This window comes from Campylobacter sp. BCW_6460 (genome assembly GCF_001762705.1).
Taxonomy (GTDB): domain Bacteria; phylum Campylobacterota; class Campylobacteria; order Campylobacterales; family Campylobacteraceae; genus Campylobacter_D; species Campylobacter_D jejuni.
Genome location: NZ_MJXI01000002.1, coordinates 43,473 through 68,176 on the forward strand (window position 1 = coordinate 43,473; position 24,704 = coordinate 68,176).

Annotated in this window: 23 protein-coding genes and 1 tRNA gene; 8 read left to right on the plus strand and 16 right to left on the minus strand. The window is 29.3% G+C overall.

Features of this window, described 5'->3' with window-relative positions; genetic code table 11:
- Positions 1 to 56: 56 nt before the first annotated feature.
- Positions 57 to 617 carry a GTP cyclohydrolase II gene (gene ribA, locus AJ881_RS00835; RefSeq protein ID WP_070282490.1) on the plus strand — a complete coding sequence of 187 codons (561 nt, stop codon included), beginning with the start codon at positions 57 to 59 and terminating at the stop codon, positions 615 to 617.
- Positions 618 to 1,184: a 16S rRNA (guanine(527)-N(7))-methyltransferase RsmG gene (gene rsmG, locus AJ881_RS00840; RefSeq protein WP_004305702.1), complete on the plus strand. Its 567-nt coding sequence runs from the start codon at positions 618 to 620 to the stop codon at positions 1,182 to 1,184. It abuts the gene before it with no gap.
- A 15-nt stretch (positions 1,185 to 1,199) separates the two neighbouring features.
- On the opposite strand, the gene AJ881_RS00845 is transcribed toward rsmG, so the two are convergent.
- Both AJ881_RS00845 and AJ881_RS00850 read right to left on the minus strand, forming a co-directional pair.
- Positions 1,200 to 1,772: a hypothetical protein gene (locus AJ881_RS00845; protein ID WP_002861734.1), complete on the minus strand. Its 573-nt coding sequence runs from the start codon at positions 1,770 to 1,772 to the stop codon at positions 1,200 to 1,202.
- A 92-nt stretch (positions 1,773 to 1,864) separates the two neighbouring features.
- Positions 1,865 to 2,962: a YeiH family protein gene (locus AJ881_RS00850; RefSeq protein WP_044780252.1), complete on the minus strand. Its 1,098-nt coding sequence runs from the start codon at positions 2,960 to 2,962 to the stop codon at positions 1,865 to 1,867.
- Positions 2,963 to 3,074: 112 nt separating this feature from the next.
- Between AJ881_RS00850 and AJ881_RS00855 the strand changes: the two genes are divergently transcribed.
- Positions 3,075 to 3,956: a LysR family transcriptional regulator gene (locus AJ881_RS00855; protein WP_004305699.1), complete on the plus strand. Its 882-nt coding sequence runs from the start codon at positions 3,075 to 3,077 to the stop codon at positions 3,954 to 3,956.
- 79 nt (positions 3,957 to 4,035) lie between these two features.
- Positions 4,036 to 5,904, plus strand: a complete 1,869-nt coding sequence (gene rpoD / locus AJ881_RS00860) for an RNA polymerase sigma factor RpoD (protein WP_004305698.1) — start codon at positions 4,036 to 4,038, stop codon at positions 5,902 to 5,904.
- A 14-nt stretch (positions 5,905 to 5,918) separates the two neighbouring features.
- Here rpoD and AJ881_RS00865 read toward each other — a convergent pair whose 3' ends face one another.
- Together AJ881_RS00865 and AJ881_RS00870 are read right to left on the minus strand one after the other, a co-directional pair.
- Positions 5,919 to 6,431 (minus strand): SixA phosphatase family protein, encoded by a 513-nt coding sequence (locus AJ881_RS00865; protein ID WP_004305696.1) that lies wholly within the window; start codon positions 6,429 to 6,431, stop codon positions 5,919 to 5,921.
- On the minus strand, positions 6,428 to 6,946 hold the full coding sequence (locus AJ881_RS00870; RefSeq protein WP_052949359.1) for a rhomboid family intramembrane serine protease: 519 nt from the start codon (positions 6,944 to 6,946) through the stop codon (positions 6,428 to 6,430). The genes AJ881_RS00865 and AJ881_RS00870 overlap by 4 nt, the downstream gene beginning before the upstream one ends.
- 98 nt (positions 6,947 to 7,044) lie before the next feature.
- Between AJ881_RS00870 and AJ881_RS00875 the strand changes: the two genes are divergently transcribed.
- Positions 7,045 to 7,461: a PepSY-like domain-containing protein gene (locus AJ881_RS00875; RefSeq protein WP_004305692.1), complete on the plus strand. Its 417-nt coding sequence runs from the start codon at positions 7,045 to 7,047 to the stop codon at positions 7,459 to 7,461.
- A gap of 7 nt (positions 7,462 to 7,468) precedes the next feature.
- Here AJ881_RS00875 and AJ881_RS00880 read toward each other — a convergent pair whose 3' ends face one another.
- The 5 genes from AJ881_RS00880 to AJ881_RS00900 are packed head-to-tail and all read right to left on the minus strand — an operon-like array spanning position 7,469 to position 14,399.
- On the minus strand, positions 7,469 to 9,079 hold the full coding sequence (locus AJ881_RS00880; RefSeq protein ID WP_052949358.1) for an AAA family ATPase: 1,611 nt from the start codon (positions 9,077 to 9,079) through the stop codon (positions 7,469 to 7,471).
- Between the two features lie 3 nt (positions 9,080 to 9,082).
- Positions 9,083 to 10,333, minus strand: coding sequence for a tRNA (N(6)-L-threonylcarbamoyladenosine(37)-C(2))-methylthiotransferase MtaB (gene mtaB, locus AJ881_RS00885; protein WP_044780249.1), 1,251 nt, complete (start codon positions 10,331 to 10,333; stop codon positions 9,083 to 9,085).
- Entirely contained in the window at positions 10,330 to 11,901 is a 1,572-nt protein-coding gene (locus AJ881_RS00890) for a mechanosensitive ion channel family protein (protein WP_070282488.1), read from the minus strand. The genes mtaB and AJ881_RS00890 overlap by 4 nt, the downstream gene beginning before the upstream one ends.
- On the minus strand, positions 11,898 to 12,953 hold the full coding sequence (gene aroB, locus AJ881_RS00895; RefSeq protein WP_070282486.1) for a 3-dehydroquinate synthase: 1,056 nt from the start codon (positions 12,951 to 12,953) through the stop codon (positions 11,898 to 11,900). The genes AJ881_RS00890 and aroB overlap by 4 nt, the downstream gene beginning before the upstream one ends.
- 45 nt (positions 12,954 to 12,998) lie before the next feature.
- Positions 12,999 to 14,399, minus strand: a complete 1,401-nt coding sequence (locus AJ881_RS00900; RefSeq protein ID WP_002861745.1) for a COG3400 family protein — start codon at positions 14,397 to 14,399, stop codon at positions 12,999 to 13,001.
- 29 nt (positions 14,400 to 14,428) lie between these two features.
- Here AJ881_RS00900 and tgt point away from each other — a divergent pair, with 29 nt between their 5' ends.
- The 3 genes from tgt to AJ881_RS00915 all read left to right on the plus strand — a co-directional run bounded on the left by tgt (position 14,429) and on the right by AJ881_RS00915 (position 16,448).
- Positions 14,429 to 15,550, plus strand: a complete 1,122-nt coding sequence (tgt, locus tag AJ881_RS00905; RefSeq protein ID WP_002861746.1) for a tRNA guanosine(34) transglycosylase Tgt — start codon at positions 14,429 to 14,431, stop codon at positions 15,548 to 15,550.
- Between the two features lies 1 nt (position 15,551).
- Positions 15,552 to 16,319 (plus strand): magnesium transporter CorA family protein, encoded by a 768-nt coding sequence (locus AJ881_RS00910; RefSeq protein ID WP_070282484.1) that lies wholly within the window; start codon positions 15,552 to 15,554, stop codon positions 16,317 to 16,319.
- Between the two features lie 52 nt (positions 16,320 to 16,371).
- Positions 16,372 to 16,448, plus strand: a tRNA-Arg gene (locus tag AJ881_RS00915).
- A 2-nt stretch (positions 16,449 to 16,450) separates the two neighbouring features.
- Here AJ881_RS00915 and AJ881_RS00920 read toward each other — a convergent pair.
- Genes AJ881_RS00920 through AJ881_RS00950 form a run of 7 tightly spaced genes read right to left on the minus strand, consistent with a single transcriptional unit; the run spans position 16,451 to position 24,704 of the window.
- Positions 16,451 to 16,900 (minus strand): hypothetical protein, encoded by a 450-nt coding sequence (locus AJ881_RS00920; RefSeq protein ID WP_074470042.1) that lies wholly within the window; start codon positions 16,898 to 16,900, stop codon positions 16,451 to 16,453.
- A gap of 15 nt (positions 16,901 to 16,915) precedes the next feature.
- A complete protein-coding gene (ccsA, locus tag AJ881_RS00925) occupies positions 16,916 to 20,161 on the minus strand; it encodes a cytochrome c biogenesis protein (protein ID WP_070278090.1) in 3,246 nt (1,081 codons plus the stop codon).
- Between the two features lie 17 nt (positions 20,162 to 20,178).
- Positions 20,179 to 20,874 carry an ABC transporter ATP-binding protein gene (locus AJ881_RS00930; protein WP_002852965.1) on the minus strand — a complete coding sequence of 232 codons (696 nt, stop codon included), beginning with the start codon at positions 20,872 to 20,874 and terminating at the stop codon, positions 20,179 to 20,181.
- Positions 20,861 to 21,631, minus strand: coding sequence for an ABC transporter ATP-binding protein (locus tag AJ881_RS00935; RefSeq protein ID WP_053872352.1), 771 nt, complete (start codon positions 21,629 to 21,631; stop codon positions 20,861 to 20,863). Before AJ881_RS00935 ends, AJ881_RS00930 begins: the two co-directional genes overlap by 14 nt.
- Complete coding sequence (locus AJ881_RS00940) at positions 21,628 to 22,680, minus strand: branched-chain amino acid ABC transporter permease (protein ID WP_070282482.1); 1,053 nt, start codon at positions 22,678 to 22,680, stop codon at positions 21,628 to 21,630. The genes AJ881_RS00935 and AJ881_RS00940 overlap by 4 nt, the downstream gene beginning before the upstream one ends.
- Positions 22,680 to 23,576, minus strand: coding sequence for a branched-chain amino acid ABC transporter permease (locus AJ881_RS00945; protein ID WP_002852952.1), 897 nt, complete (start codon positions 23,574 to 23,576; stop codon positions 22,680 to 22,682). Before AJ881_RS00945 ends, AJ881_RS00940 begins: the two co-directional genes overlap by 1 nt.
- Before the next feature lie 18 nt (positions 23,577 to 23,594).
- Positions 23,595 to 24,704, minus strand: a complete 1,110-nt coding sequence (locus AJ881_RS00950; protein WP_052949351.1) for an ABC transporter substrate-binding protein — start codon at positions 24,702 to 24,704, stop codon at positions 23,595 to 23,597.

Consider the following 24,704-nt stretch of genomic DNA (forward strand, 5'->3'; position numbering starts at 1 on the left):
TTTTTGTCCTTTTTTTGCTAAAATCTTAACATAAATTTGATTATAGAGAGTAGTAAATGAAAATAAAAATTTCAGAAATTGCGAATTTACCTAGCAAATGGGGAAATTTCCAAATACAAAGTTTTAAAGAAAATGATAAAGAACATTTATGTATATTTAAAAATACTCCAAAAGACACACTCAATCTAAGAATTCATTCAGAGTGCTTAACAGGAGATGCTTTAGGAAGTTTAAAATGTGACTGCGGAGAACAGCTTGAATTTTCACTCAAATATATAGAAAAAAACGGCGGAATGGTGATTTATCTTAGACAAGAAGGAAGAGGTATAGGACTTTTTAACAAGGTTAATGCTTATGCTTTACAAGATAAAGGTTTTGATACGATTAAAGCAAATCATCAGCTTGGCTTTAAAGCCGATGAGAGAACTTATGAAATTGTAGAATTTATACTCAAACACTATGAAATTTCTAAGGTTAATTTACTCACAAATAATCCCAAGAAACTAGAGTCCATTAAGGAAAAAATCATCACACGCATACCGATTTTAATAGAACCTAACCGTTTTAATGTAGAATATTTAAACATAAAACAAACTCAAATGGGACATCTTAAATAAATGATTTTTAAAGATTATGATTTTTTACAACACTATGATTTAAAAAACTTTAAAGAAAAGGTAAAAATTTATAAAGAATTATTATCTAAATTTAACCGCATTCACAATCTTACTCATTTAAAAAATATAGATGAAAATATCTTTGATAGTATTAAAATTTTAGATTTTTATGATTTTTCTAAAGCAAAAAATATTGCCGATATAGGAAGTGGTGCAGGATTTCCAGCTGTATTTTTAGCCTTTTTACTGCAAAGCAATTTTCATCTTTTCGAACCCAATCCCAAAAAAGCTGCCTTTTTGCGGACACTAAAAATAGAATGCGAACTTTCAAATTTACATATTTACAAAGAAAAAGTTCAAGAGTGTAAAAATACCTTTAAAGCCGATATCATCACTTCAAGAGCCTTAATGGATGTCAAGCCTTTGCTTGAAATTTGCAAAAATCTAAAAGATGAAAATACAATTTTTATTTTATGGAAAGGCAGTGAAATTTATCAAGAACTTGAAAATATAAAAAATTATGAAATTTTTGAAAATAATTTAAGAAAATACTGTATTTTAAAGTAGCCCTAAGGCTACTTTTTATTCTGCTAAATCAGCATTAAAACTGATATCAACCAAAGGCCAAGAGATTCCACCATGTCCTGGAGCAGCATCACTTAATGCTTTTAATGCTTTAGAACCATTTTTAAAAGTATGCAAATCAAGCTGCCCTTTAGCTTCAAATTTATTATCTTTGATAGTATAAGTTAAAGGTACAATAGTACTTTTTTTATCCATGGTAATTTTTGCTGAAATAACGCCTTTGTTTTCACCTACAATCACATCTTGGAAAACAACTTTAATATCTGCATTTCCCAATAAAGCAGGAAAAAACACTTTTGTGATATTATTGGTTATAACATCATTGCCTTCACCCATAAAAGCATTACTTGGCTTTATAGTAGCTTTAGCTCCTTTAAGATAACTTGCAAAATCCTTTGTATTTTTAGAAAATTTATATTCTACATTCTTAAATTCACCTTCTACTCCTACCATATCCTTAGTTTTATACCCTTCAAAAGATATTTTTAAACTATCTTCTTTAAAAGATACGGCACTTAAAGCAGATGCTAATAAACAAGAACTTAAAATACTTAAAACAATTTTTTTCATTTTAACTCCTTCAAAATGAGATTTTATTAAACAAAAACAATTATATTATCACTTGATTAATAAAAATAAATTTTTTCAAAAAATAATTGTTATTACCAAAGTATATCTTTAAAAGTCAAAGTTAAAAAATATCCTCCAAAAATCAAAACAAGCCCTAAAACAAAAGCCAAACCAAATACTCTAGAGCCACTCTTTAAAAATTTTTTAAAGTCAATTTGTAAACCTAAAGCTGCCATAGCAAAAACAATACATAAAGTACAAAGTGTTTTACCTAAAGAAATAATATCACTCGTAGCAATACCTAAAATACTTTCTTTAGTTGCTAGATATGTATTTAAAACTATCATACCTAAAAATGCGAATGCAAAATAAGGAATAGTAATACTTTTTGCAGTTTTTCCACTGCTTGAATGCTGATTTTTAGCAAAAAAATAAGTCACTATAAGCAAAAAAGGCACAAGTAAAATCACTCTCATCATTTTTATAATCACTGCAACATTAGAAGCACCTTGCTCAAATCCTGCCATATCTTTTGCCATTTCAGCGGCACCTGCAACATTTGCCACTTCATGCAAAGTAGCCCCCATAAAAACCCCCATAGCATTTTGATCAAAAAAAGGAAAAAGATTTAAAGAAAAAGCTATAGGATACAAAAACATAAACACAAGTCCAAAAATCACCACCGTACCTACAGCTAAAATTCCTTTAAAAGGATCACTTTTTAAACTTGACTCCAACGCTAAAACCGCTGCCGCACCGCAAATCGCACTTCCGGCTCCAACAAGCATAGAAGTTTCTTTATCGAGTTTAAAAATTTTCATTCCTACAAATAAAGCAATAATAAAAACAAAAAATATCACTATAGCAGAAAGTAAAAACCCTTTCAACCCTACACTTAAAAGCTCAGTTAAAGTAATATTAAAACCATATAAAACAATACCGAGTCTTAAAAGCTTTTTTGCACTAAAATGCACTCCAGCTTGAAAATGATGTTGGTATTTAAAAAACCAAGGAGAGAGCAACACTCCTATGATGATAGCAAAAGCAGTCGCTGCCAAATGAGTAGTATCTTTGATACTTTGAACACTAGAAAAATACATAGCAAAAATCACTATACAAGCAGTAAAAAGCAAACCCTTAAAATTTGAACGCACTATAGCCATGCTATGTGCTAAAAAACTTGTTTTCATTTATTTTCCTTTTTCTAAATTTTGTGTTATTATATTTTTTTTATTAAAATTATAAAAATATATTATTTTAATTTTTATAATAATTTTTTTTTATTAAATAAAGGAATCACTCATGAAAATCAAAGATATGGAAATATTTTTAGATCTTTTAAACACTCAAAGTCCAACTCATACAGCCAACAATTTTTCCATAACTCAACCTAATGTTTCAATAGTAATTAAAAATTTAGAAAATAAATTTGATGGCATTTTATTTGAAAGACTTGGAAAAAAACTCTTACCTACACCAAAAGCTTTAGAACTAGGAAAAAATTGGTTAAAAATTATACAAGCCTACTACCAAAGCTTAGAAAAATTAAACGACGAAAGTATGCTCTTAGGGGAAATAAAAATAGCCTCAACTCAAAGCATTTCTGAACATTTTTTAGCTCCTATTTTATTTGATTTTAAAGCAGAATTTAAAAACATAGAAATTCGCTCTCAAACACAGAATTCAAAAGAATGTTTAAATTTGCTAAAAAACGGAAATATAGAATTTGCAATTATTGAAGCAGAACTTGATCCAGCTTTAGTGGAGTATGAAAATTTAGAAATAAATTTTTGGCAAAATGATGAACTTATAGTAGCTACAAGTGATAAAAAATTCAATGAAAAAGAATTTTATATCGATGAACTTTTAGAACAAAAGTGGATTTTAAGAGAAGTAGGCTCAGGCTTAAGGGATAAATTTTTAAACGAAATTGGTGCAAGCTCAAAAAAACTTAATATTTTTCTTGAGCTTGATAGAATGGCTGCGATTAAAGAACTTGTTTTACAAAAAAAAGCAATCTCTATTTTTTCCAAAAAAAGCATAGAAAAAGAATTAAAAAATTCAACACTTTATGAAATCAAGTTAAAAAATATCAACCTAAAGCGTAAATTTTATACCTTAAAAAGAAAAAATTATAATTTTAACAGAGCTTTAGAAAAATTTGAAAAAATATTTAAATCATAAGCATAATAACCGATTTATATAGAAAGTTAAGCAATTTTTAGATAAAATCTAAAGCTTATATAAATTTCAAGGATAATCAATGAACGCCAAAACTCAAGAAGCTGAATTAGAAGAATTATTTCAAGAAAATGCAAAAGATTATATCACATATGAAAAATTGGTAAAATATCTTACAAAACAACCAAGTGCATCAACCGCTAAAAAAGTGCAAGCATTAGTGAAAAAACACAAAGTGCAACTTTTTTCAGCAGCTGAAATTGCACAAATGAAAAACATAGAAGATGCAAAAAGACTTCAAGAAGAAAAACAAAAACTCCAAGATACAAGCCTTGAGAACGAATTTGATTTAGCCAATGAAAACGATTTATTAGAATGGAGCAGATCAGACTCTCCTGTTCGTATGTATTTAAGAGAAATGGGACAAATTGCTTTATTAAACAAAGATGAAGAAATTGAAATTTCTAAAAAAATAGAACTTGGTGAAGATATTATCATTGATGCTTTTTGTTCTGTACCTTATTTGATAGATTTTATTTTAGATTATAAAGAACCTTTAATAAACAGAGAAAGAAGAGTAAAAGAATTATTTAAAAGCTTTGACGATGAAGAAAAAAATGATGATAAACTTGATGAACTTGATATAGACGAAGATGAAGAAAACGAAACAGAATTAGAAACAGATGAAGAAAATACTAAAAAAAACAGCAAAAAAGAAGATGAAAGAACTTTAAAAGTTATAGAAAAATTTAAAGCTCTAGAAAAAGCTAAAAAAGATTGGCTAAAAACATCCAAAGACAAGGAAAGTGGAGATGAGCTTTTAGATAAATTAAGCATTGCATTCAAAAAAAATATTTTAAAAGAAAAATTAATGGATCTAGGCCCTACTTCAAAACTTATTAGTGAAATCGTAAAATCAATGGAAACTGCACTAAAAAGTGATGAAGAATTTGACAAAGAACTTAAGCGTTTAGAATACCGCTTACCTATGTTTTCTGATGAACTTAAAAAACGCCATGCAGATATTTTAAAAGATATTACAAAATTGAGCAAAGAAGAAATCACAGAGCGAGCTTTAGAAACAACCATGGTAAGCACTTATATGGAAATTAAAAAACTATTTCAAACTAAAGAAGCCAGTGAAAAAAGCTTTGATCTTGAAAAATCACGTTTAAAAGAAATTTTAGAGCAAATTAAACGTGGTAAAAAAATCTCTGATGAAGCAAAAGGAAGAATGGCAAAATCAAACTTGCGTCTTGTTGTAAGCATAGCTAAACGCTACACAAATCGTGGTCTACCTTTCTTAGATCTTATTCAAGAAGGGAATATAGGCTTGATGAAAGCTGTGGATAAGTTTGAATACAAAAGGGGTTATAAATTTTCCACTTATGCAACCTGGTGGATCAGGCAAGCTATTTCAAGGGCTATAGCTGATCAAGCAAGAACCATAAGAATTCCAATCCACATGATAGAAACCATCAATCAAATTAACAAAATTATCCGCGAACATCTACAAAAAGATGGAAAAGAACCTGATGTCAGCGTTATAGCTAAAGAAGTAGGTTTAAGCGTAGATAAGGTTAAACAAGTTATTAAAATTACAAAAGAACCAATTTCTCTTGAAGCTCCAATAGGAAATGAAGATGATGGTAAATTTGGAGATTTTGTTGAAGATAGAAATTCACTTTCTCCAATGGATCATATCTTAAAGGATGATTTAAAAGAACAAATTGATGAAGTTTTAGATCAATTAAACGATAGGGAAAAAGCGGTAATTCGAATGCGCTTTGGCTTAATGGATGATGAAAGCGATAGAACCTTAGAAGAAATTGGGAAAGAGCTTAATGTCACTCGAGAAAGAGTGAGACAAATAGAAAGCTCAGCTATAAAAAAACTCAAACACCCTAAAGTAGGAAGAAAACTAAAAAATTATATAGAAGGTTGGAAGTAAGAGTCAATCTCTTACTAAAAACCTAAATCTTTTTCTTCTTTTAACTTGCGTACATGTTCAAAAAAAACTAATTTTCCGCTATGTTTTTTTAAATTTTTAAATTCCTTAATATCAAATTCTAAACACAAGATAGAAGAAGTTGGAAAAGAAGCTAAACATAGCGAGCTTAATAACTCTCCAAGCTCCATTAAACCAGGATTATGGCCCACTAAAAACACTTCATTAAACTCATCATCAATATTTTGCAAAATTTTTAGCAAATTTTCAACATTGCAAAGATACAATCTTTCATCAAAACAAATTTTATTTTTATCAAAATTATAAAATTTGGCTATTTTTTTCGCTGTTTTAGCGGTTCTAACAGCAGGACTTGATAACACTAAATCAGGATGAATTTCATGCAAGGCAAGATTCTTAAAAAGTTTTTTTAAATCTTCCTTTCCACTCTTAGTAAGCTTTCTTTCAAAATCATCGATATCTCCTCTCTTACTTGCTTTTGCATGTCTTATAATATAAATTTTTTTCATTTTACCTCTTTTATTTTAGCTAAAATATAACCACATATAAACCCGAAAATATGACCATACCAAGCAACATTTACCCCCATAAGTAATGGCGCAAAACTCATAAGTAAAATTGCCACTATAAGTCCTTTTGTGCTATTTTTATCAAGAACAGCATAAAAACCCATTAAAACACAAATTGCACCACTAGCACCTATGACATTTATATTTTCTCCAAAATATTTAAAATCAAAATACACATAAAAAACACTTAAAAGTGAACATAACAACCCGCCAATAAAATAAATAAAAATAAAACGCAAAGCACCCAAATAAGTTTCTAATATACGCCCAAATTGAAATAAAACTATCATATTTAATATAAGATGAGTTAAATTTCCATGTAAAAACATTGAACTTAAAAGTTGCCAATAAGCTCCATTAAAAAATAAAATATTCAAACCAAGGATATTGCAATAATCATAAGAAATCAAAAAATAACATAAAACATTTAAAAAAATTAAAAAAATTGTAAGCAAAGTATTAAACCTTTATTTTTTATAATATTGTCTTAAAATTCACATAAAATTCACATAAAATTCTTTACAATTTTACTAAAAAATAATTAGGAAAAATATTGAAAATTAAATTTTTAAGTATTATTACTATTTTAAGTTTATCTTTAAACGCTGATATAATAATTTCTGCTGATAATTTGCCAAGTGTTTCTAAAGAATTTTTACAACATAATTTCAAAGCACCTATAGGGATCGTGCAAAAAGACAAAAATTCCTATGAAGTCTATCTTAGCGATGGGACAGAACTTGAATTTGACATAGATGGAGCTTGGAAAGAAATTGAAAATAAAGCCTTTCCTTTTGAACTAGATTTTTTACCTCAAAATTTAGCTAATATCATTAAAAACGAATTTCCAAATACAAAAGCTAGAGAAATCGAAAGAAAAATCAACCATTACAAGATTAAATTTGATAACGATGTAAAAATTCTTATAGATTTTAATGGAACTATCTTGCACAAAGAAATTGATGATTAAAATATAATCAAATCTGCATTATATTTTTAACATCAACATGTTCTATCTTTTCTTTTTCAAGCAAAAGCTCTGATAATTTTAAAATTTTATCCTTCATAGAATTTAAAAATTCATCCATTTCTTTTTTTTGTTCATTTAAATTTGACTCTTCTAACATATCAAAACTCAACATATAATCAAGCAATTCTTTAATCTTTAAAAAATCATCTTGCGAGTTGGTATAACTTTCATTGTAAATTAATTTCATAGCTCTAGAACCAGCCAAATAAACTTTTATACGATTGATAAGCTCTGATTTTGATCTTATATTATGCTCATATTCTTTAAAACAATCTTCAATGAGAGTTATTTTATCAAATCCTATGTCAAAATAATATGCACTCAAAGCTTTTGCAGCTTGATAAGTGGCTTGAATTTTTTTCTCTTCATCATTAAAACTTAAAATCTTTTTCTTGCCTAAAAGAACTTTATTTAATACAGCATAAAAATCACTTTCCTCAACTAAAGCACTATTTCTTCTTAAAGCATTAATTGCCGCTTCATTGACCAAAGTTTCAAGTCCTGCTCCACTAAAACCTACGCTTGCTTTGGCGATTTTATTTAAATTGATATTATTATTTTTATCCTTCATATAAATTTCTAAAATTTTAAGTCTATCCTTAAAATCAGGTAAAGATAAAAAAATTCTCCTATCAAAACGCCCTGAACGCAATAAAGCAGAATCCATAAGTTCGATTTTATTTGTTGCAGCTATAACTATAACCCCGCTATTGTCCTCAAAACCATCCATTTGGGTTAAAAGTTGATTTAAAGTACTATCTCTTTCAACATTTGACATTTCTCCCCTTGCTTTACCTACAGCATCTATTTCATCGATAAAAACTATACTAGGAGCCATCATTTTAGCTTTTGAAAAAAGCTCTCTAACTCTTTTTGCACCCATACCTACATAAATTTCAACAAAACTTGAACCACTTTGATAAAAAAATGGCACCCCTGCTTCTCCTGCAACTGCTTTTGCTATCAATGTTTTTCCTACACCTGGTGGGCCTACCATTAAAACACCTTTTGGCATTTTTACACCAAATTCTTTATATTTTTTAGGATTTTGTAAAAAATCTACAAGTTCGCTTAGTTCCATTTTAACTTCATCAACACCTGCTACATCATTAAAAGTAATATCTGAAATCACAGGTTTTATATGAGAACTTTCTAAATTAATATTTGAATTTTGAGCTTGAATGTGATTCTTATTTGATATAGGATATTTAGCCAATTCTTTTTTACGGGCAAAATAACCAAAACTTATAAAAAGTGCGATAATAAAAACAAGTAAAATAAAAAACACCCAAAGCGTGTTATCTTTTTTAACCTCTATAGGAACTTTTGCTAAAAGTGTTTTTATATCTATGCCATCTTTTATAATTACGTAATTTTCACCTTCTGCCTTAAGCCAAATTTCGTCTTTATCAATCACAGCTTTTTGGATTAAATTTTGGCTTAATAGACTTTGATAAAGATTTTCATCTATATATTTAGGTTCATTTTTAAAATATAAAATTCCCAAAAGCATACATAAAACCATAAAAGATGCTAAAATTATCTTTTTATTTTTCATTATCTAGCCTTTTAAAATTGCAAAGTTAGACTTTTCTTGCACTTCATATTCAGATATAACAATCCATTCTTTAGCTATATCTTTATCACTTTTAATTTTGATCTTGTTAAAAAACTGATCATAACCCTCAAAAAAACCATCTTTTTGATTTTCTATCAAAACTTCAAGTGAAACTTGATTTTTTTTCCTAAATTCATAATTATTTTTTTCTACTATGGATTTTAAAGTGTTTAGCCTTTCTTTAGCTAAAGTTCCATTTATCACATCCTTCATGGTAGCAGAATGCGTGTTGTTTCTAGGACTAAAAATAAAAGCATGAATATGAGTGAGTGGAAATTCTTTAAATTTTTTCAAAGCTTCTTGCCATAGCTCTTCACTCTCACCTGGATGAGCTACTATAAAATCCGTCCCTAAAGCATATCCTTTGCTTGCTATAGTATTAAAAAGCTTTAAATCATTATCCGTATGCGATCTTCTTCGCATTATACGAAGCATTTTTTCACTTGTATGCTGCAATGCAATATGTAAATGCCTTTCAAGCCAAGTTTCATCTAAAATTTCTAAAAAACTCTCATCAATTTGTGCGGGTTCTAAACTACCTAACCTTATGCGTTTTATACCTGAAATTTGTCCCATTTTTTGCAAAAGCTTGCCTAAACTTGTGCCATTTTTAAGCCCATATGAACCTATATTAGTCCCTGTTAAAACAATTTCACTATAGCCATTAGCCCCCAAAATTTCAACCTGTTTCAAAAGAGCTTTTTCATCCACACTTCTTGATTTTCCCCGCACGCTAGGAATAATACAATAAGAACAAGCAAAATCACAACCTTCTTGAATTTTCACAAAAGCTTTGGTATGATTTTCATATTCGCAAACTATATCTTTATCAATAAAATTTAAATTTCCAAGTTCATAAAAACTTGTCTTTGCTCCTAAAAATTCATTGATTTTATCTTTATTTGACGCTCCAAGCACTCCAAAAACTTGCTTTTTATCTAAAAGCTCCTTACCTTTGCTTACAGCACCACAACCTGTAAGTATAACTTTAATGCCTTTTTTTTGCATGGTATTTACATAAGACTTTATCCCGCTATCAGCTCCATTTGTAACCGTGCAAGAATTTACAACGATAATTTGTGCTTTATTCTCATCATTTATAATCTCATAATCTTTTACATAACTTTTTAAAAGCTCTGTATCATAAATATTTGTGCGACACCCAAAGGTTTTAAAAAAAACTTTTTCTTTCAATCTTTATTCCTTGTATGAAAATGCATATTTTCATGATGTTGTTCAAAATGATTTTGATTTAAATTTCCCAAATATAAATTTTGCGATGGATAAGCAATTTTTATATCTTTATGCTTATTAAATTCTTTTATAATCTCTTTGCTAATCGTACTTCTTAATACCAAAGCCGCATAAGCATTAGTCATATACCATGCAGAAATTCGCATTCCCCAATGTTCAAAAAACATAAAAAACCTTGGCTCCACTTTAGGATTTTTAATACTATATTCATGTTGCAAACGAGCTATATTTTTTCTAGCAAGCTCAGTATAACCTTTGGCATGGCGTGTAACAATATTTTCCACAATTTCTTGCGCCTTATCAAGATTACTATCAAAAGTAACACTTATATCAATGCCATCAAGCACGGTTTTCATACCATGATGAGTATAATTAGCAAGCAAATTTGTAAAAACATAGTTGTTAGGAATAAATATAATACGCCCACTACGACGATTTTTGCTATAAGTTTCAAGCGTAAGCTCTTCATAAAGAGTAATGCGTAAAAAAGAAATATCTATAATATCTCCAATATAGGTAGTATCATTTTGAAAAACTTTTACACGATCCCCTACTCTAAAACTTCCACCAAAAATAATCACACACCATCCAAGCATAGACATAAACATATCTTTCATAGCAATAGCTAAGCCTGCAGAAGCAAAACCAAGTATAGTTACAAGATAAGTAATATTTTCTATATAAGCAAAGAGCAAAATAAGAAAAATAATATTTATATTAATAAAATTAATAATCTTCGTAGCGGTATAATATCTTTCACTATCTTTAATATATTTTTTAGCAATAAATTTCAACATAAAAGCTATAGCTATAACAACAACAATAGCAACAAGTATATTTACAGCCCTTAAGCTTTGAACTTTAATCTCAGCACTTACTCGAGAAAGCTCTTCATCAATTTTTTTCTCATAAACAGAATAAGAAACACTAGCAAAATTTAAAGCTTGCTCAAATTCTTCTAATTTTTTATCCGAAGCCTTTAAAGCTTCTATATTCTCAACACTTGGTTTAAGCTCAACTAATTCCTTAAGTTCTGAGTTTTTTTCTCTAATTTTATCTACTAAATTTTTAAAATCATTAAATTTAAATATATACTCTTCCTTTTCTCCTTTTAATTTCTTAATATGAGAAAAAGCTCCTATAATAGCCAAAGGATTAGTAAGTTTAGATAAAGTTTCTATATTATCAGGAGCACTAAGACTTTGTGCAAAATTTAAATCTTTATATTCTTTAAGCAAGCTCAATTGCTCTTCTAAATTTGCTATCTTGCGTTTAAGTTCTTCTTGTTGGTGAATATCGGAAGTCTTTTTTAAATTAAGATTTAAAATGATTAATTCATCATTTATATCTTGATATTTTATAAAATTTTCATAACGTATATTCCAAATACTAGCACTGATTACAGTATTTAAAGTATTAATTTTCTCATTTATATTATTAATAATAGTCCGATTTACATCTCCAAAAGCAAAAACAACAAAAAAGGTTAAAATAATAATTTTTTTCATTGAAATTCTCTTAAAGTTGCAATTATATCTTCTTTAGAAATATCGCTTTTTATCAAACCCTTACCCAAAGGATTAGCAAGAACAAAATTGATTTTTTTATTAGAGCTTTTTTTATCCATGAAAAAAGCTTCATAAAATTCATCTACATTATTGATTTTATATGATATTGGCAAACTGAATTTAAGTAAAATATCTTTTATTCTTTGACTTTGCATTTTATCCAAAAACCCTAAATTTAAAGCTAATTGATTTGCCATAACCATACCTATAGCTACTGCTTCTCCGTGTAAATAAAACTTATAATCTGTAAAATTTTCTATAACATGAGCAAAAGTATGTCCATAATTTAAAAGCATTCTAAGCCCTGATTCTTTTTCATCTTGTTCAACAACCCTTGATTTAAGTTCTATGCTTCTTGCTATAATTTGAGTAAAAATTTCATTCTCGCAAGTAGCATTTAAGAAACTTTTTTCATCAATTTTTTCTATAAAATCAAGTATACTATCATCAAACATTGTCGCCATTTTAATAAATTCAGCCATACCTGCAGCAAGTTCCCTAGAACTCAAAGTCTTTAAAAAAGAACTCTCACAATATACAGCTTTAGGTTGATAAAAAGTGCCAATAAGATTTTTACCAAAATTATTATTAACACCTGTTTTTCCACCTACTGCTGCATCAACGCAAGCTAAAAGTGTAGTAGGAATATTTATAAAATCAATACCTCTTTGATAAATACTAGCAGCAAATCCGCCCATATCACTAATCACGCCACCACCAAAACTTATAAGCACGCTTTTTCTATCCAATTTAGAATTAAACATTTGGTTTAAAATTTCTTCTATGGTGCTTAAATTTTTATATTCTTCACCATCTTTTACAGTAGCAATAAAAATTTCTTTTGCCTTAATTTTAGAAAGTAATGTTTTCAAATGAAGACCTGAAATCTTAGGATTTGAAAGTATAAAAACCTTACTATCAAATTTTAATTCTTCAAGTTCATCAATATAAACCTTATAAGCATTTTCTTTTAACTTAACTTCTACTTGCATTGAACTACTCTTTTTGCGTTTATTCTATCACATTTAATTAATTATTTATTCTACTGGTATGAAAAGTTGGTAATTTTGTCTCATTTTATAATAATGCCTATTTAAATTTGTACTTAAATTTCTGCCAAAATCTCTATTTAGTAATTCTTTTTGAAAACTCACAAATTGTAACAAATCTTCGCGATATTGCAAATTTAAAAGAGGGTTTTCATCATTTTTATTAATAATTTGTATATTTTTATCATAAAGCTTAGATAAACTTCTAAAATACTCCTCCATATCTGTAGTATTTTGAGAATTTGGATTATAATAATATAAAATAACTCCAAAATCAAGCTGTTTACTTAAATCAGCAATGACATTTGCATTATTTTCAAGTTCACTCTCATCGGCACTTAAAATAATTGCTTCTTTAAGCTCATCAAAAGAAGCTTCACCCACCTTCATAATAGGAATTTTTAAATCAAAAAAAGCTTGTTTTTCTTTCTCAAAATTTTTTATATCGGTTACAACTAATCCTATATCATTATTTTGCAACCATGTGGAAATTTGTTTAAAATCCGTGTTGAAATAATCAAAAAAAACACCTTCTTTATTCTCAGAAAGTTTTTTTAATTTTTCATACATTACCCCTAATTTAGGATTGATAACATGTATAAAAAATCTTTTTGCATTGCTTTTTTGAGTTAATTTTAAAGTAGTATCAAGCACTCTTTCTTGCATATTTTGATTCATATTTTTCATATCAATTAAAGCAAAAACATTACTTCCAAAAGGCATAGGAAATTGCCCTGCTTTGCCTCTTATATTATGAAAAATACTTTGTAAAACAACAGGATCTCCAACGATCAAAATGCTATCATTTGGCTCTAAAACAAAAGATGGTTTTACAAAATAAATCTTAGAATTTCTATAAATAAGGACTATGCGCCACCTTTTTTGTTGTATTGAACTTATGTGCCTATAAGCAAAAATAGACCCTGCTGGAATTTTTACTTCCATAATCTCTCCAACCCCAAGCCCTATATACTGAGCTGTTAAAGCAATATCTGGTAAAAAATCCATAAATCTACGGCTTAAAGTCATTCTAGCATCAGCTAAATTTGCATGAGTATCATTAACACTTAACCCCCAAAAATCCATTATTTCTATTTCTAAATTTGGATTTAAAGAACGCAAAGCCTCATAACTTTTTTTAGTTTCAAATTCATCTTGCATATAAATAAAAGCCTGTTTAAAATCTTTACTCATAATATTTTCAAGACGCGCTGTGCTTGTAGGATCAAAATAATGCAAGTCAATATACTCACTAGAAATATTTAAGTTATTTTTTTCACTATTTTGACACACTACTGTAAAAAAGTAACCTAAGCCTTTTTCAAAACAAAGCCTTTCTAAGAAATGCTTTGCTAAAATACCGTCTATTATAATTAAAATATTATTCATTTTAAACTCCAAAAAGGAAATTATAACAAATGGAATTTAAATTAAAGCATAAAGATGGAATGGCAAGGGTTTGTGAAATCACTACCGCACACAGCACTTTTTTAACCCCTGTTTTTATGCCTGTTGGCACAGTAGGAGCGGTTAAAAGTCTTGATGCTAATGATATAAAAAACGAGCTTGATGCAAAAATTATTTTAGCAAATACCTACCACATGTACTTGCGTCCAACTTCCAAAGTGGTAAAAGATTTTGGAGGTTTGCATGGTTTTACGAAATTTGATAGAAGTTTTTTAACCGATAGTGGTGGTTTTCAAGCTTTTTCTTTAAGTAAAAATTCCAAACATTTTAATGAAGGCATAGAATTTAAAAGTCACATCGATGGGAGTCGTCATCTTTTTACTCCAAAAAGTGTTTTAGATACTCAATATGATTTTAACTCTGATATTATGATGATTTTAGATGATTTAGTAGCTCTACCCGCAACCAAAGAAAGGGTTAAAATTTCTGTTGATCGTACTATATTTTGGGCAAAAGAGGCTATTGCTTATCATAAAAGTATGCAAAATAAAGGTATAGGTATAGGGCAAAATATTTTTGGTATTATCCAAGGTGGTACAAATTATGAAGAAAGAAAGCGTTGTGCTTTAAGTTTAAACGAAATGCCATTTGATGGTTTAGCTATAGGTGGGCTTAGCGTGGGCGAAGAAAACGCCTTGATGTATGAAACAGTACAAAACTTAAACCCTTATCTAGATGAAAATCGTCCAAGATATTTAATGGGTGTAGGAACGCCTGAAGATTTGGTGGAAAATGTTGAGCGAGGAGTAGATATGTTTGACTGTGTGATGCCAACTAGAAATGCAAGAAATGGAACATTTTTCACAAGTTTTGGAAAATTTAATATCAAAAAAGCAGAATTTATCAACGATCATGAAGCCATAGATCCTACTTGCTCATGTTATACTTGTCGTAATTTTTCAAGGGGTTATTTAAACCATCTTTTTAAAGCTAAAGAACTTACTTTTTTTCGTTTGGCAAGTTTACACAATCTACATTATTATCTTGAACTTGCAAGAAAGATGCGTGAGGCAATTTTAAACAATTCTTTTACGCAATTTAAAAGAAATTTTTATCACTTAAGAGGCAAATAAAATGCTAGAGCTACACGAAAATCTAAAAAAAATCCTGCAAGCAAAGAATTTAGAAACTTTCTATAGCGAAATTTATGGACAAAAAATTTTTGTTTACGTGGGATTAAATTTGGAAACTTGGCTTTTTAACGATGAAAAAATTTATAAACTTCAAAATGAAGAATTTAAGCTTTCTAGCATAGAAGAATTTTCAAATTTTATTAAATCCATTTTAGAAGATTTTAAAGTACAAAATACTCATTTTCAAAACCTTTTAGAACACAAAGAAGGTATTATCTTAAAAGGTGGTTTTGTTAAAAATTTTTACAAAAAATCCTTTGTGTTAAGACAAAAAATCAACAAAAATCTAAAGCAAATTAATCTTCTAAGCGAAGCTTTCAATCTTTTGCTTAGTGAACAAGCACAATACAAAAAACATTTAAAAATTTTAAATTTATCCATCAGCATCTTAAGTAAAAACACCAAAGAACATCTAACAAGAGTTGATACTCTTTATACATTAACAAGTGCAATTAAAAATGAAAAAATGAATAAAAGTATTTATCTTTTAAGTATACTTTCTTCTATTTTCTTACCTTTAAATTTGATCGTAGGATTTTTTGGAATGAATACTAATAATCTTTTTTTTAAAGATAGCCCTTATGGTACACTTTATATTTTTTCTTTGATTTGCTGTATTTTGATTGTGGGTTTTATATTTTATCATTCAAAAAAGACTAAAGAATTTGATTTAGATGAAGGTAAAAAAGCTAAAAAACAAACAAAATAAGCAAAATTTTGCTTATTTTAAGAATATTTATATATAATTTTAACTTATTTTTGCGCTCATAGCTCAGCTGGATAGAGCATTTGATTGCGGTTCAAAAGGCCAGAGGTTCGAATCCTCTTGAGCGCACCATATTATTTATCTTCTTTAATTTTTCTTTTAGCTAATCCCATATGCTCGTAAGCATCAATTTCTTTTTTGTAAGATCCAGAAATTTTCTTAAGTTCTTTATTTAAGTAACTGACTGTTTGTGCACTTGCATTAATATTTGCAGCCAAAGCAGAAACAAATTCTAGTTTCTTTTTTGTTGCTTCATCTAATTCTTTAGAAGTTTTTGAACCAAGTTTATGTGTCTGCACATAAAGTTTGGCAAGTTCTTTTAATTCAACATCTGTTAGCTTAACATCGGAAGCAGCAATTATCATTTTATCTAAGTCTGTATCAAATTTTTTAGTCTTTTCAGCTACATGCTGCTTTTGGCTAGTTTTTTGCTTTTTAACTGTTTTTTTGCCATCACTTGTAATAAGATAAGCAATTATGCCTAAAAACAATAAAAGCGCTAAAGCAGCACAAAAAATAACCAAAAAAATATGGCTCATTTAAAGTTTGCCCACAAAATTTCGATTCCTTCTTGCAAAAAGAGCTAAAACCACCATCAACGCAAATCCCCAATAAACATAATTAGGAATTTGAGCCGCTTCGCCTGCAGCGTAAGAATGAAGTCCTGTTAAAAAGTAATTTACTCCAAAATAAGTCATAATAATAACCCAATAAGCAAACATACTCCATAAAGCAAACACAAATTGATTACAATATTTTGGAATCATTCTAAGATGCAAAATTGCTGCATAAACCAAAATGCTAACCAAAGCCCAAGTTTCCTTAGAATCCCAACTCCAATATCTCCCCCAACTTTCATTTGCCCAAATTGCACCTAAAAAATTTCCTACAGTAAGCAAACAAAGTCCAAAAATCATTGCCATTTCATTAATTCTTGTAGCCTCTGTAATATTTCTCAAAATATTAAGATTATATTTTCCATCTTTCTTAAGAAAACACATTAAGAACAGTGTAAAGATACCAAGTAAGGCACAAAGTCCTAAAAATCCATAACTAGCAGTAATAACAGATACATGAATACTAAGCCAATAAGAATTGAGCACAGGAACAAGATTTGTAATTTGCGGATTCATTTCGCTTAAATGTGCAACCATTAATACAACACCGGATAAAATAGAAGTTAATGACAAGGCTATAGGACTTTTTCTAGAGAAAAATATACCCGACAAAGACAATGCCCAAGCTATATACACCATACTTTCATAGCCATTACTCCATGGAGCATGACCTGATAAATAAGCACGAAGTCCAAGACCTAATGTATGAATTACAAAAGCTAAAACATTTAAAACATATACCACTTTAAATATAAAAGAGATTTTTAAATTCGGTATGACCATTTTAGAAAAAACAAGAATCAAAAGTAAAAAACCCGCAATTAAATATACAGGAGCGAGTTTAACGAAAATTTCAGCCTTATTAGAAAAAATTTCCATTTCAACCTTGGTTTTACTAGGCATGACTTTATATCCTATTTTTTCTTGATATTCTTTGATAAATTTCAAGCCTTCATCAGCTCTAGTCCAATTGCCATCTTTAAAAGCATTTTCCACGGCACTAAAATAATTCTGTATTAAAGCCCAAACAATATGCCCTTCATCCCCCTTAAGAGTAGTTACAGCAGAAAAAGGTGCAAGCCAAACATTATTTGGATTATTTTGAACAGGAATAAATTTAAATAATTCACCACTAAAAACTAAATTTACAACATTAGCTCTTTCATCTAGTTTTATAATTTCCTTATCAAAAACTCCTCTTGCATTTGGGTTTTTACGATTTGCATTTTCAACATATTTTTGAAGTTTATAGCGATTATTCTCATCAAAGAAATCTTTATAAGAAATATATTTAGCGCTAGGAATTTCTAAAATATTTGCAATAGCATCACGAACTGCTTGATTTTGTGGCATTAAAATAAAAGGTTCCATTTGCCATTTATTTACATCAACAAGCATGGAAAGCATAACAGCGTTAGAATTTTGACCCTTATAGCTATCGCTTTGATGAATTTTTTCTAAAATTTCTCTTGATAGCGTATCAAAAGGCACCATTCTTCCATCTGCTGATTTTTGAACTATTAAAGTAGCAAGAGCTTTAGCATGATTAGTATTTACCACAGGTAAGGTTGAATTTAAATCTTGAGCAAAAGTCTTTTCAGAACCAAAAGATAGCAATAAAATAAAAATAATCACACTTGTATGTTTTAAAGTGTCTTTATTGATTAATCTTGCCAAAGTTCTAAATCTAGAATGAGGATTTAAAAAATTCATAAACATTCCAAGACAAAGCAAAAAATAACCTATATAAGTTGGTATTTTGCCTGGATCTTTATTTACAGATAAAACAGTCCCTTTTTCATCTTGATCATAAGAACTTTGATAAAATCTATAGCCATCATAATCTAAAACATTATTCATAAAAATTCTATAATCAAAATTTTCATTATTATTTTTTACAGTAATTTCACTTGCATAAGAAGCTGGAGACATAGAACCTGGATAACGATCTAATACAAAATCTCTTAAATAAATATCAAAAGGCAATTGTTCATAAGAAAGTGCCCAAGAAATAAAGAATTTTTGACCTGCAAGTTCTATCATAATAGGTTTATTATATTCAAAAATATAAAATTCTTTACTTTCATTTTTATAGCTTAATTCTAATTTTAAAGCATTAGAGCCAGTTAATTCTAAGTTTTTATTCTCATTGCTTAAAGCAAAATCTTTAAAATGTAATAATAAAGAATTTTTCCAATTTTGAGGCTCGCCAAAAGTAGAAATCAACATAGTTCTACCCACTTCTAACCAAGCAGATTTAAACCATAACCAAAAACTTTCATCTTGAGGTCTATTGGAGCCTTCTAAAGCTTCTTGCGCATGCAAAGAAGCAGCTTTAACTACAAAACTAATATCATTAATTTCATAAAGCCTTCTTTCCTTAGCATTTGCCTTTTCTCCAATTTTAAGGTCTAAATTTTGTCCATCTAACATACTTAAAAAATGTAAGTTTTCACTTGAACTTAAAGTTAAATTTTCATCAATTTTTACAAAAGGTGCTTTAACATTATCATTCATAAAAGCAAAGTTAACCCCTTCTATATTCTTAACTTCACCTTTTTCAAATTTAACATCAACACCTTGAGATCCTTTTTGAGAAAGCATCAAAACCAATAAAGGATCAGAATTATTATTTTCTTTATAAGTATAATGAGCATTTAAAATTAAATCTTTATATTTTAATACAGCTTGATCATCACCTAAATTAAGTTTTAGTTTAAAAGAATTAGCAAAAGGCAAATTTCCTATATAACGATCATTAACCGCACTATAGCGTTCTCCATCTTTTATAGCAGCAATACGCAAAGAAGTCTTAGAACTTTCTATAAGTGAATTTTGAGTATGCTCTCTAATAGGTAAAATACCTTCAAAACCAGCATATCTTGTCATTGCAGAACCCACTAAAATAAATAAAAAAGAAATATGAAAAATCATTAAAGGCAATTTTTTAAGCCCAAACATTTTATAACGAAACATCCCGCATAGTAAATTAATACCAAGTAAAAGTTGTATATATTCAAACCAAAAAGTATCATAAACCATTGCCCAAGCCGTAGGAGTTCCATAAGCACTTTCAATAAAAGTTGCCAAAGCACAAAAAAGCGCGAAAAGCAAAAACAATACAACCGAAACTCTTAAATCCCCTATGCTTTTTATTATATTTTTCATTCTTTTTCCTTTAAATTTTAAAGCCCTAAATATTTCTTTCTAATCTCATCATCACCTATTAAATTTTTAGCCTCGTTTTCCATTACAATGCGACCATTTTCCAAAACATAAGCATAATCACTTATTTTTAATGCAGAATAAGCATTTTGCTCTACCAAAAGAATAGTTATACCCTCTTCTTTTAAACGCACAATAATATCAAAAACTTCGCCCACAATCTTTGGAGCAAGTCCCAAAGAAGGCTCATCCAACATCAAAAGTTTTGGTTCGCTCATTAAAGCCCTTGAAATCGCAAGCATTTGCGCTTCCCCTCCACTCAATGTTCCAGCTAAAGCATGCTTTTTGCTTGCAAGTCTTGGAAAAAGTTTATACATTTGCTCTCTTAAATGCTCATAATTTTCAGCATTATTAAAAGCACCTATTTTTAAATTTTCCTCTACGCTTAAATTGATAAAAACACGCCTTCCTTCAGGAACTAAAGCTATACCTTTTTGAACTAAAGTATGAGTTAAATGTCTTTTAGTATCATAACCTAAGAAATTAACCTCACCAGTTCTTTTAACTGAATTTAAAAGCGCATTTAAAGTTGAAGTTTTACCTGCTCCATTTGAACCTATAAGAGAAACAATATGACCTGTTTCCACTTTAAAATCAATCCCTTTAACAGCTTCAATTAATCCATAATAAACATGCAAATCTTTAACTATTAGCATCAAAATCCCCTAAATACGCAGCAATTACTTCTTTATGATTTACAGCATCGCAAAGTTTACCTTCAAAAATTGTTTTTCCATAATCAAGCACCAATACGCGATCACACAATTTATTTACAAATTTCATATCATGCTCTATAAGTAAAACGCTAATTTTATAATCTTTTCGTAATTTAAAAATGAGCTCAGCAAGTTCATCGCTCTCAGAGCTATTCATCCCAGCGGCTGGCTCATCAAGCAATAATAATCTTGGCCGAGTAGCCATTGCTCTTGCAATCTCAACTTTTCTTTGTTGTCCATAACTTAAGCTAGTAGCCTTTTCATGAGCAAATTCTGCAATACCAAGTTCTTCTAATATTGCATAAGCCTTCTCTTTAAATACTTGTTCTATTTTTCCAAAACGTCCTAAATGCAAAAAGGCTTCAAAAATATTATATTTCATTTGTTTATTAAAACCAATAAGAACATTTTCAAGCACATTCATACTTGAAAAAAGTCTAATATTTTGAAATGTTCTAGCTATTCCTAAATGCACAATTTTATGAGGTTTTAAGTGATCAATTCTTTCTCCTAGAAATTCAACCGAACCTGAACTAGGTTTATAGTTACCTGTTATAATATTAAAAAGAGTTGTTTTACCAGCCCCGTTAGGTCCAATTAAAGCAAAAATTTCACCCTCATTGATTTTAAAAGAAGTTTCATTGATAGCCCTAACACTACCAAAACTTTTTGAAATTTGTTTTAGTTCCAAAATCATTTTTTACTCCTTTTAAAACGCTTTTTAATCCCTCTAATCACATCACTCAACTCGTAATAACCCATTATGCCTTTTCTTGCAAAAAGCATTACTAAAATCAGAACAATAGAAAAAACAACCATTCTAAGTCCTGGCGTTGATTGGATATCAATATTTAAAGAATCTATTTTTATATTTAACTCATCTAAAAATCTAAGCCACTCACTTCCACCAATAACCAATATCGCACCTATAATAGCACCTGTAGTAGAACCAAGTCCACCCAAAACAATAATAATCAAAAGCTGAAAAGTAAGTAAAAAATCAAATTGAGTTGGAGATACAGTAGTCAACAGACAAGCTAAAAGTCCTCCACCTACACCTTCTAAAAATGCTGAAGTGCTAAAAGCTAAAGTTTTTATCCAAAAAGTATTTATTCCCATAGCACTTGCAGCATCTTCATCATCTCTTATAGCCTTCATTGCACGACCATATTTAGAATAAACTATATTTAAAATTAAAATAACCGCTACAATAGCAATACCGCCTGTCCAATAGATCGTGGAAAATTGTGGAATATCTACCAGTCCTCTTGAGCCATTAGTAATAGAAGGAAAATTAATAGCAGCTATTTTAATAATTATTCCAAAGCCTAAAGTTACAATAGCTAAATAATCCCCTCTCACGCGAAATACAGCAAAAGCTAAAATCAGGGCAAGCAAAGATGAACAAATTCCAGCTACGATTAAAGCTAGAATAAAGGAATTTGATTGGATAGCTAAAATAAAAGAACTAGGACCATCTAAAAAAAACTGATCATTTTTTGCATCAGCACTTAAAAGAACTAAAGCAGCCGCATAAGCTCCAATCGCAACAAATCCATTGGGTTCTAGTGAAAATTGTCCAGTTACACCATTAATAAGGTTGTAACTCACAGCCAAAATAATAAAAATAGCAATTTGATTAACAATGTTTAATCCATAGTCCCCAAAAATATAAGGAGAAGTGAAAATAAAAATAATTGAAGCAATCAAAAAGATTAAATGCGAAACCTTAATTTTAACCATCATTAAAACCTACTCTTTTCAAAATTTATACCTAAAATTCCCGTAGGTCTAAATAACAATATAAACACCAAAAAAATAAAAGCAAATGCATCTTTAAAGCCTGATAAATCTGGAAAAAAAGCCACAACAACAACTTCAGTAAATCCTATAATAAGTCCACCTAAAACTGCACCTACTACAGAACCTATACCTCCTAAAACTGCAGCAGCAAAAGCTTTCAAACCTATTAAAGTTCCCATAGTAGGTTCGACAGAGTAATAATTTGCGGCCCAAAAAACACCCCCAACTGCTGCCAAAGCTGAACCTAGGGCAAAAACTATAGCAATAATACGATTTGCATCTATACCCATTAAATTTACTGTTTGTATATCAAATGCCAAAGCACGAATAGCTATACCATATTTGCTTTTATACAAAATCCATAACACTGCTATTAAAATAACAAATGTAAGAGCAGGAACCATTAAAGAACCATAAGTTGTTATCACTCCACCAAAATTAACACTTTCCTCAAAATAACTTGGCGGTGTAAAAGTTCTAGGTGTTGAAGTAAAAAGCATATTAAAAAGATTTTGCAAGAAAAAACTAATACCAATTGCTGTAATCAACAATGAAATTCTAGGAGCCTGTCTTAAAGGTTTATAAGCAATTCTATCTGTAGCTATTCCAACACAGGCAGCAAAAATCATTGCTAAAGACAAAGCTCCTAGAAAAGGAACATTTAGATTAGTCATGCAAAAAAGAGCTGCATAAGCACCAACCATCATAATATCGCCGTGAGCAAAATTAATAAGTCTTAACACGCCATAAACCATAGTATAGCCAACAGCAATAAGAGCATACATACTACCCAAACTAAGCCCATTAACAAGTTGTTGTAAAAATAAAGTAGAATCCATAATTTTTCTATTTTTCCTTTAAGGATTGATAATATCTTTATAATTTTGCTTTTGATTTTTAATTTCTTTAACCACTACAGAACGAGTTGCATTTCCTGTTTGATCAATACTGATAACACCAGAAACACCTTGATAATTTTTAGTTTGGTGAATTTTTTCATTGACACACTTACTAGTAAGATTTTCAACGCAAGCATTCATAGCATTTAGCATTACAAAATACGCATCAGCACCCATAGCCGAAAAATTTGGAACTTCTTTTGTTCCTTTAGCTTTTTCATAAACACTAATAAATTCTTTGCTTAATTTTGTAGTTGGATTATTAGCATCAAAACTATCTGTGAAAATATAACCCTCGCTTGCATCTCCAGCTAAACTAATAAAAGTTTGATCAGCAACTCCATCTGCAGAGCCCATAGGAATATTTAAACCTGCGAGTTTTGATTGTCTTGCAAATAAAGAAGCTTCACTATAATAAAGCGGTAAAAAAATAAATTCTGGATTTAAACTTTTAACTTGAGCTACAATAGCTCTAAAATCTTTATCACCTGAATTAACTCTTAAAATTCTAAGAATTTGACCACCATTAGACTTGTACTGTTTTTCAAAAGCTTTTGCTAAACCTAAAGAATAGTCAGTGCTTTGATCTACCACAATAACAGCACTTTTGTAATTAAGTTTTGAAAAAACATATTTTGCTAAAGATGAACCTTGAAAACTATCCATAAAACATACTCGAGAAGAATATATTTTTTTATCAAGCAATCTATCGCCAGTTGCAGCAGGAGCGATCAATGGAATTTTATTATCTTCTGCTACGCGCATAACTTGCAATGTATTAGCAGTAACCATTTCCCCTATAAGACCTATAACTTTATCTTGAGAAATTAAACGATTTGCTCCACTCGAAGATTCTAATTTATCACCCTTAGTATCAATAATAGCAAGAGAAACCTTATCTCCATTACTTAAAGTTGATTGCATTGAATTTGCAAGTTTAATCCCTTCTAGTGCACTTTGTCCATATGCTGCAGTAGCTCCGCTAAGTGGTAAAACAACTCCTATTTTGACTTCCGCAGCACTTAAACTTAAACCTAGAATACTTGCTAAAATTAAACTTTTTTTCAT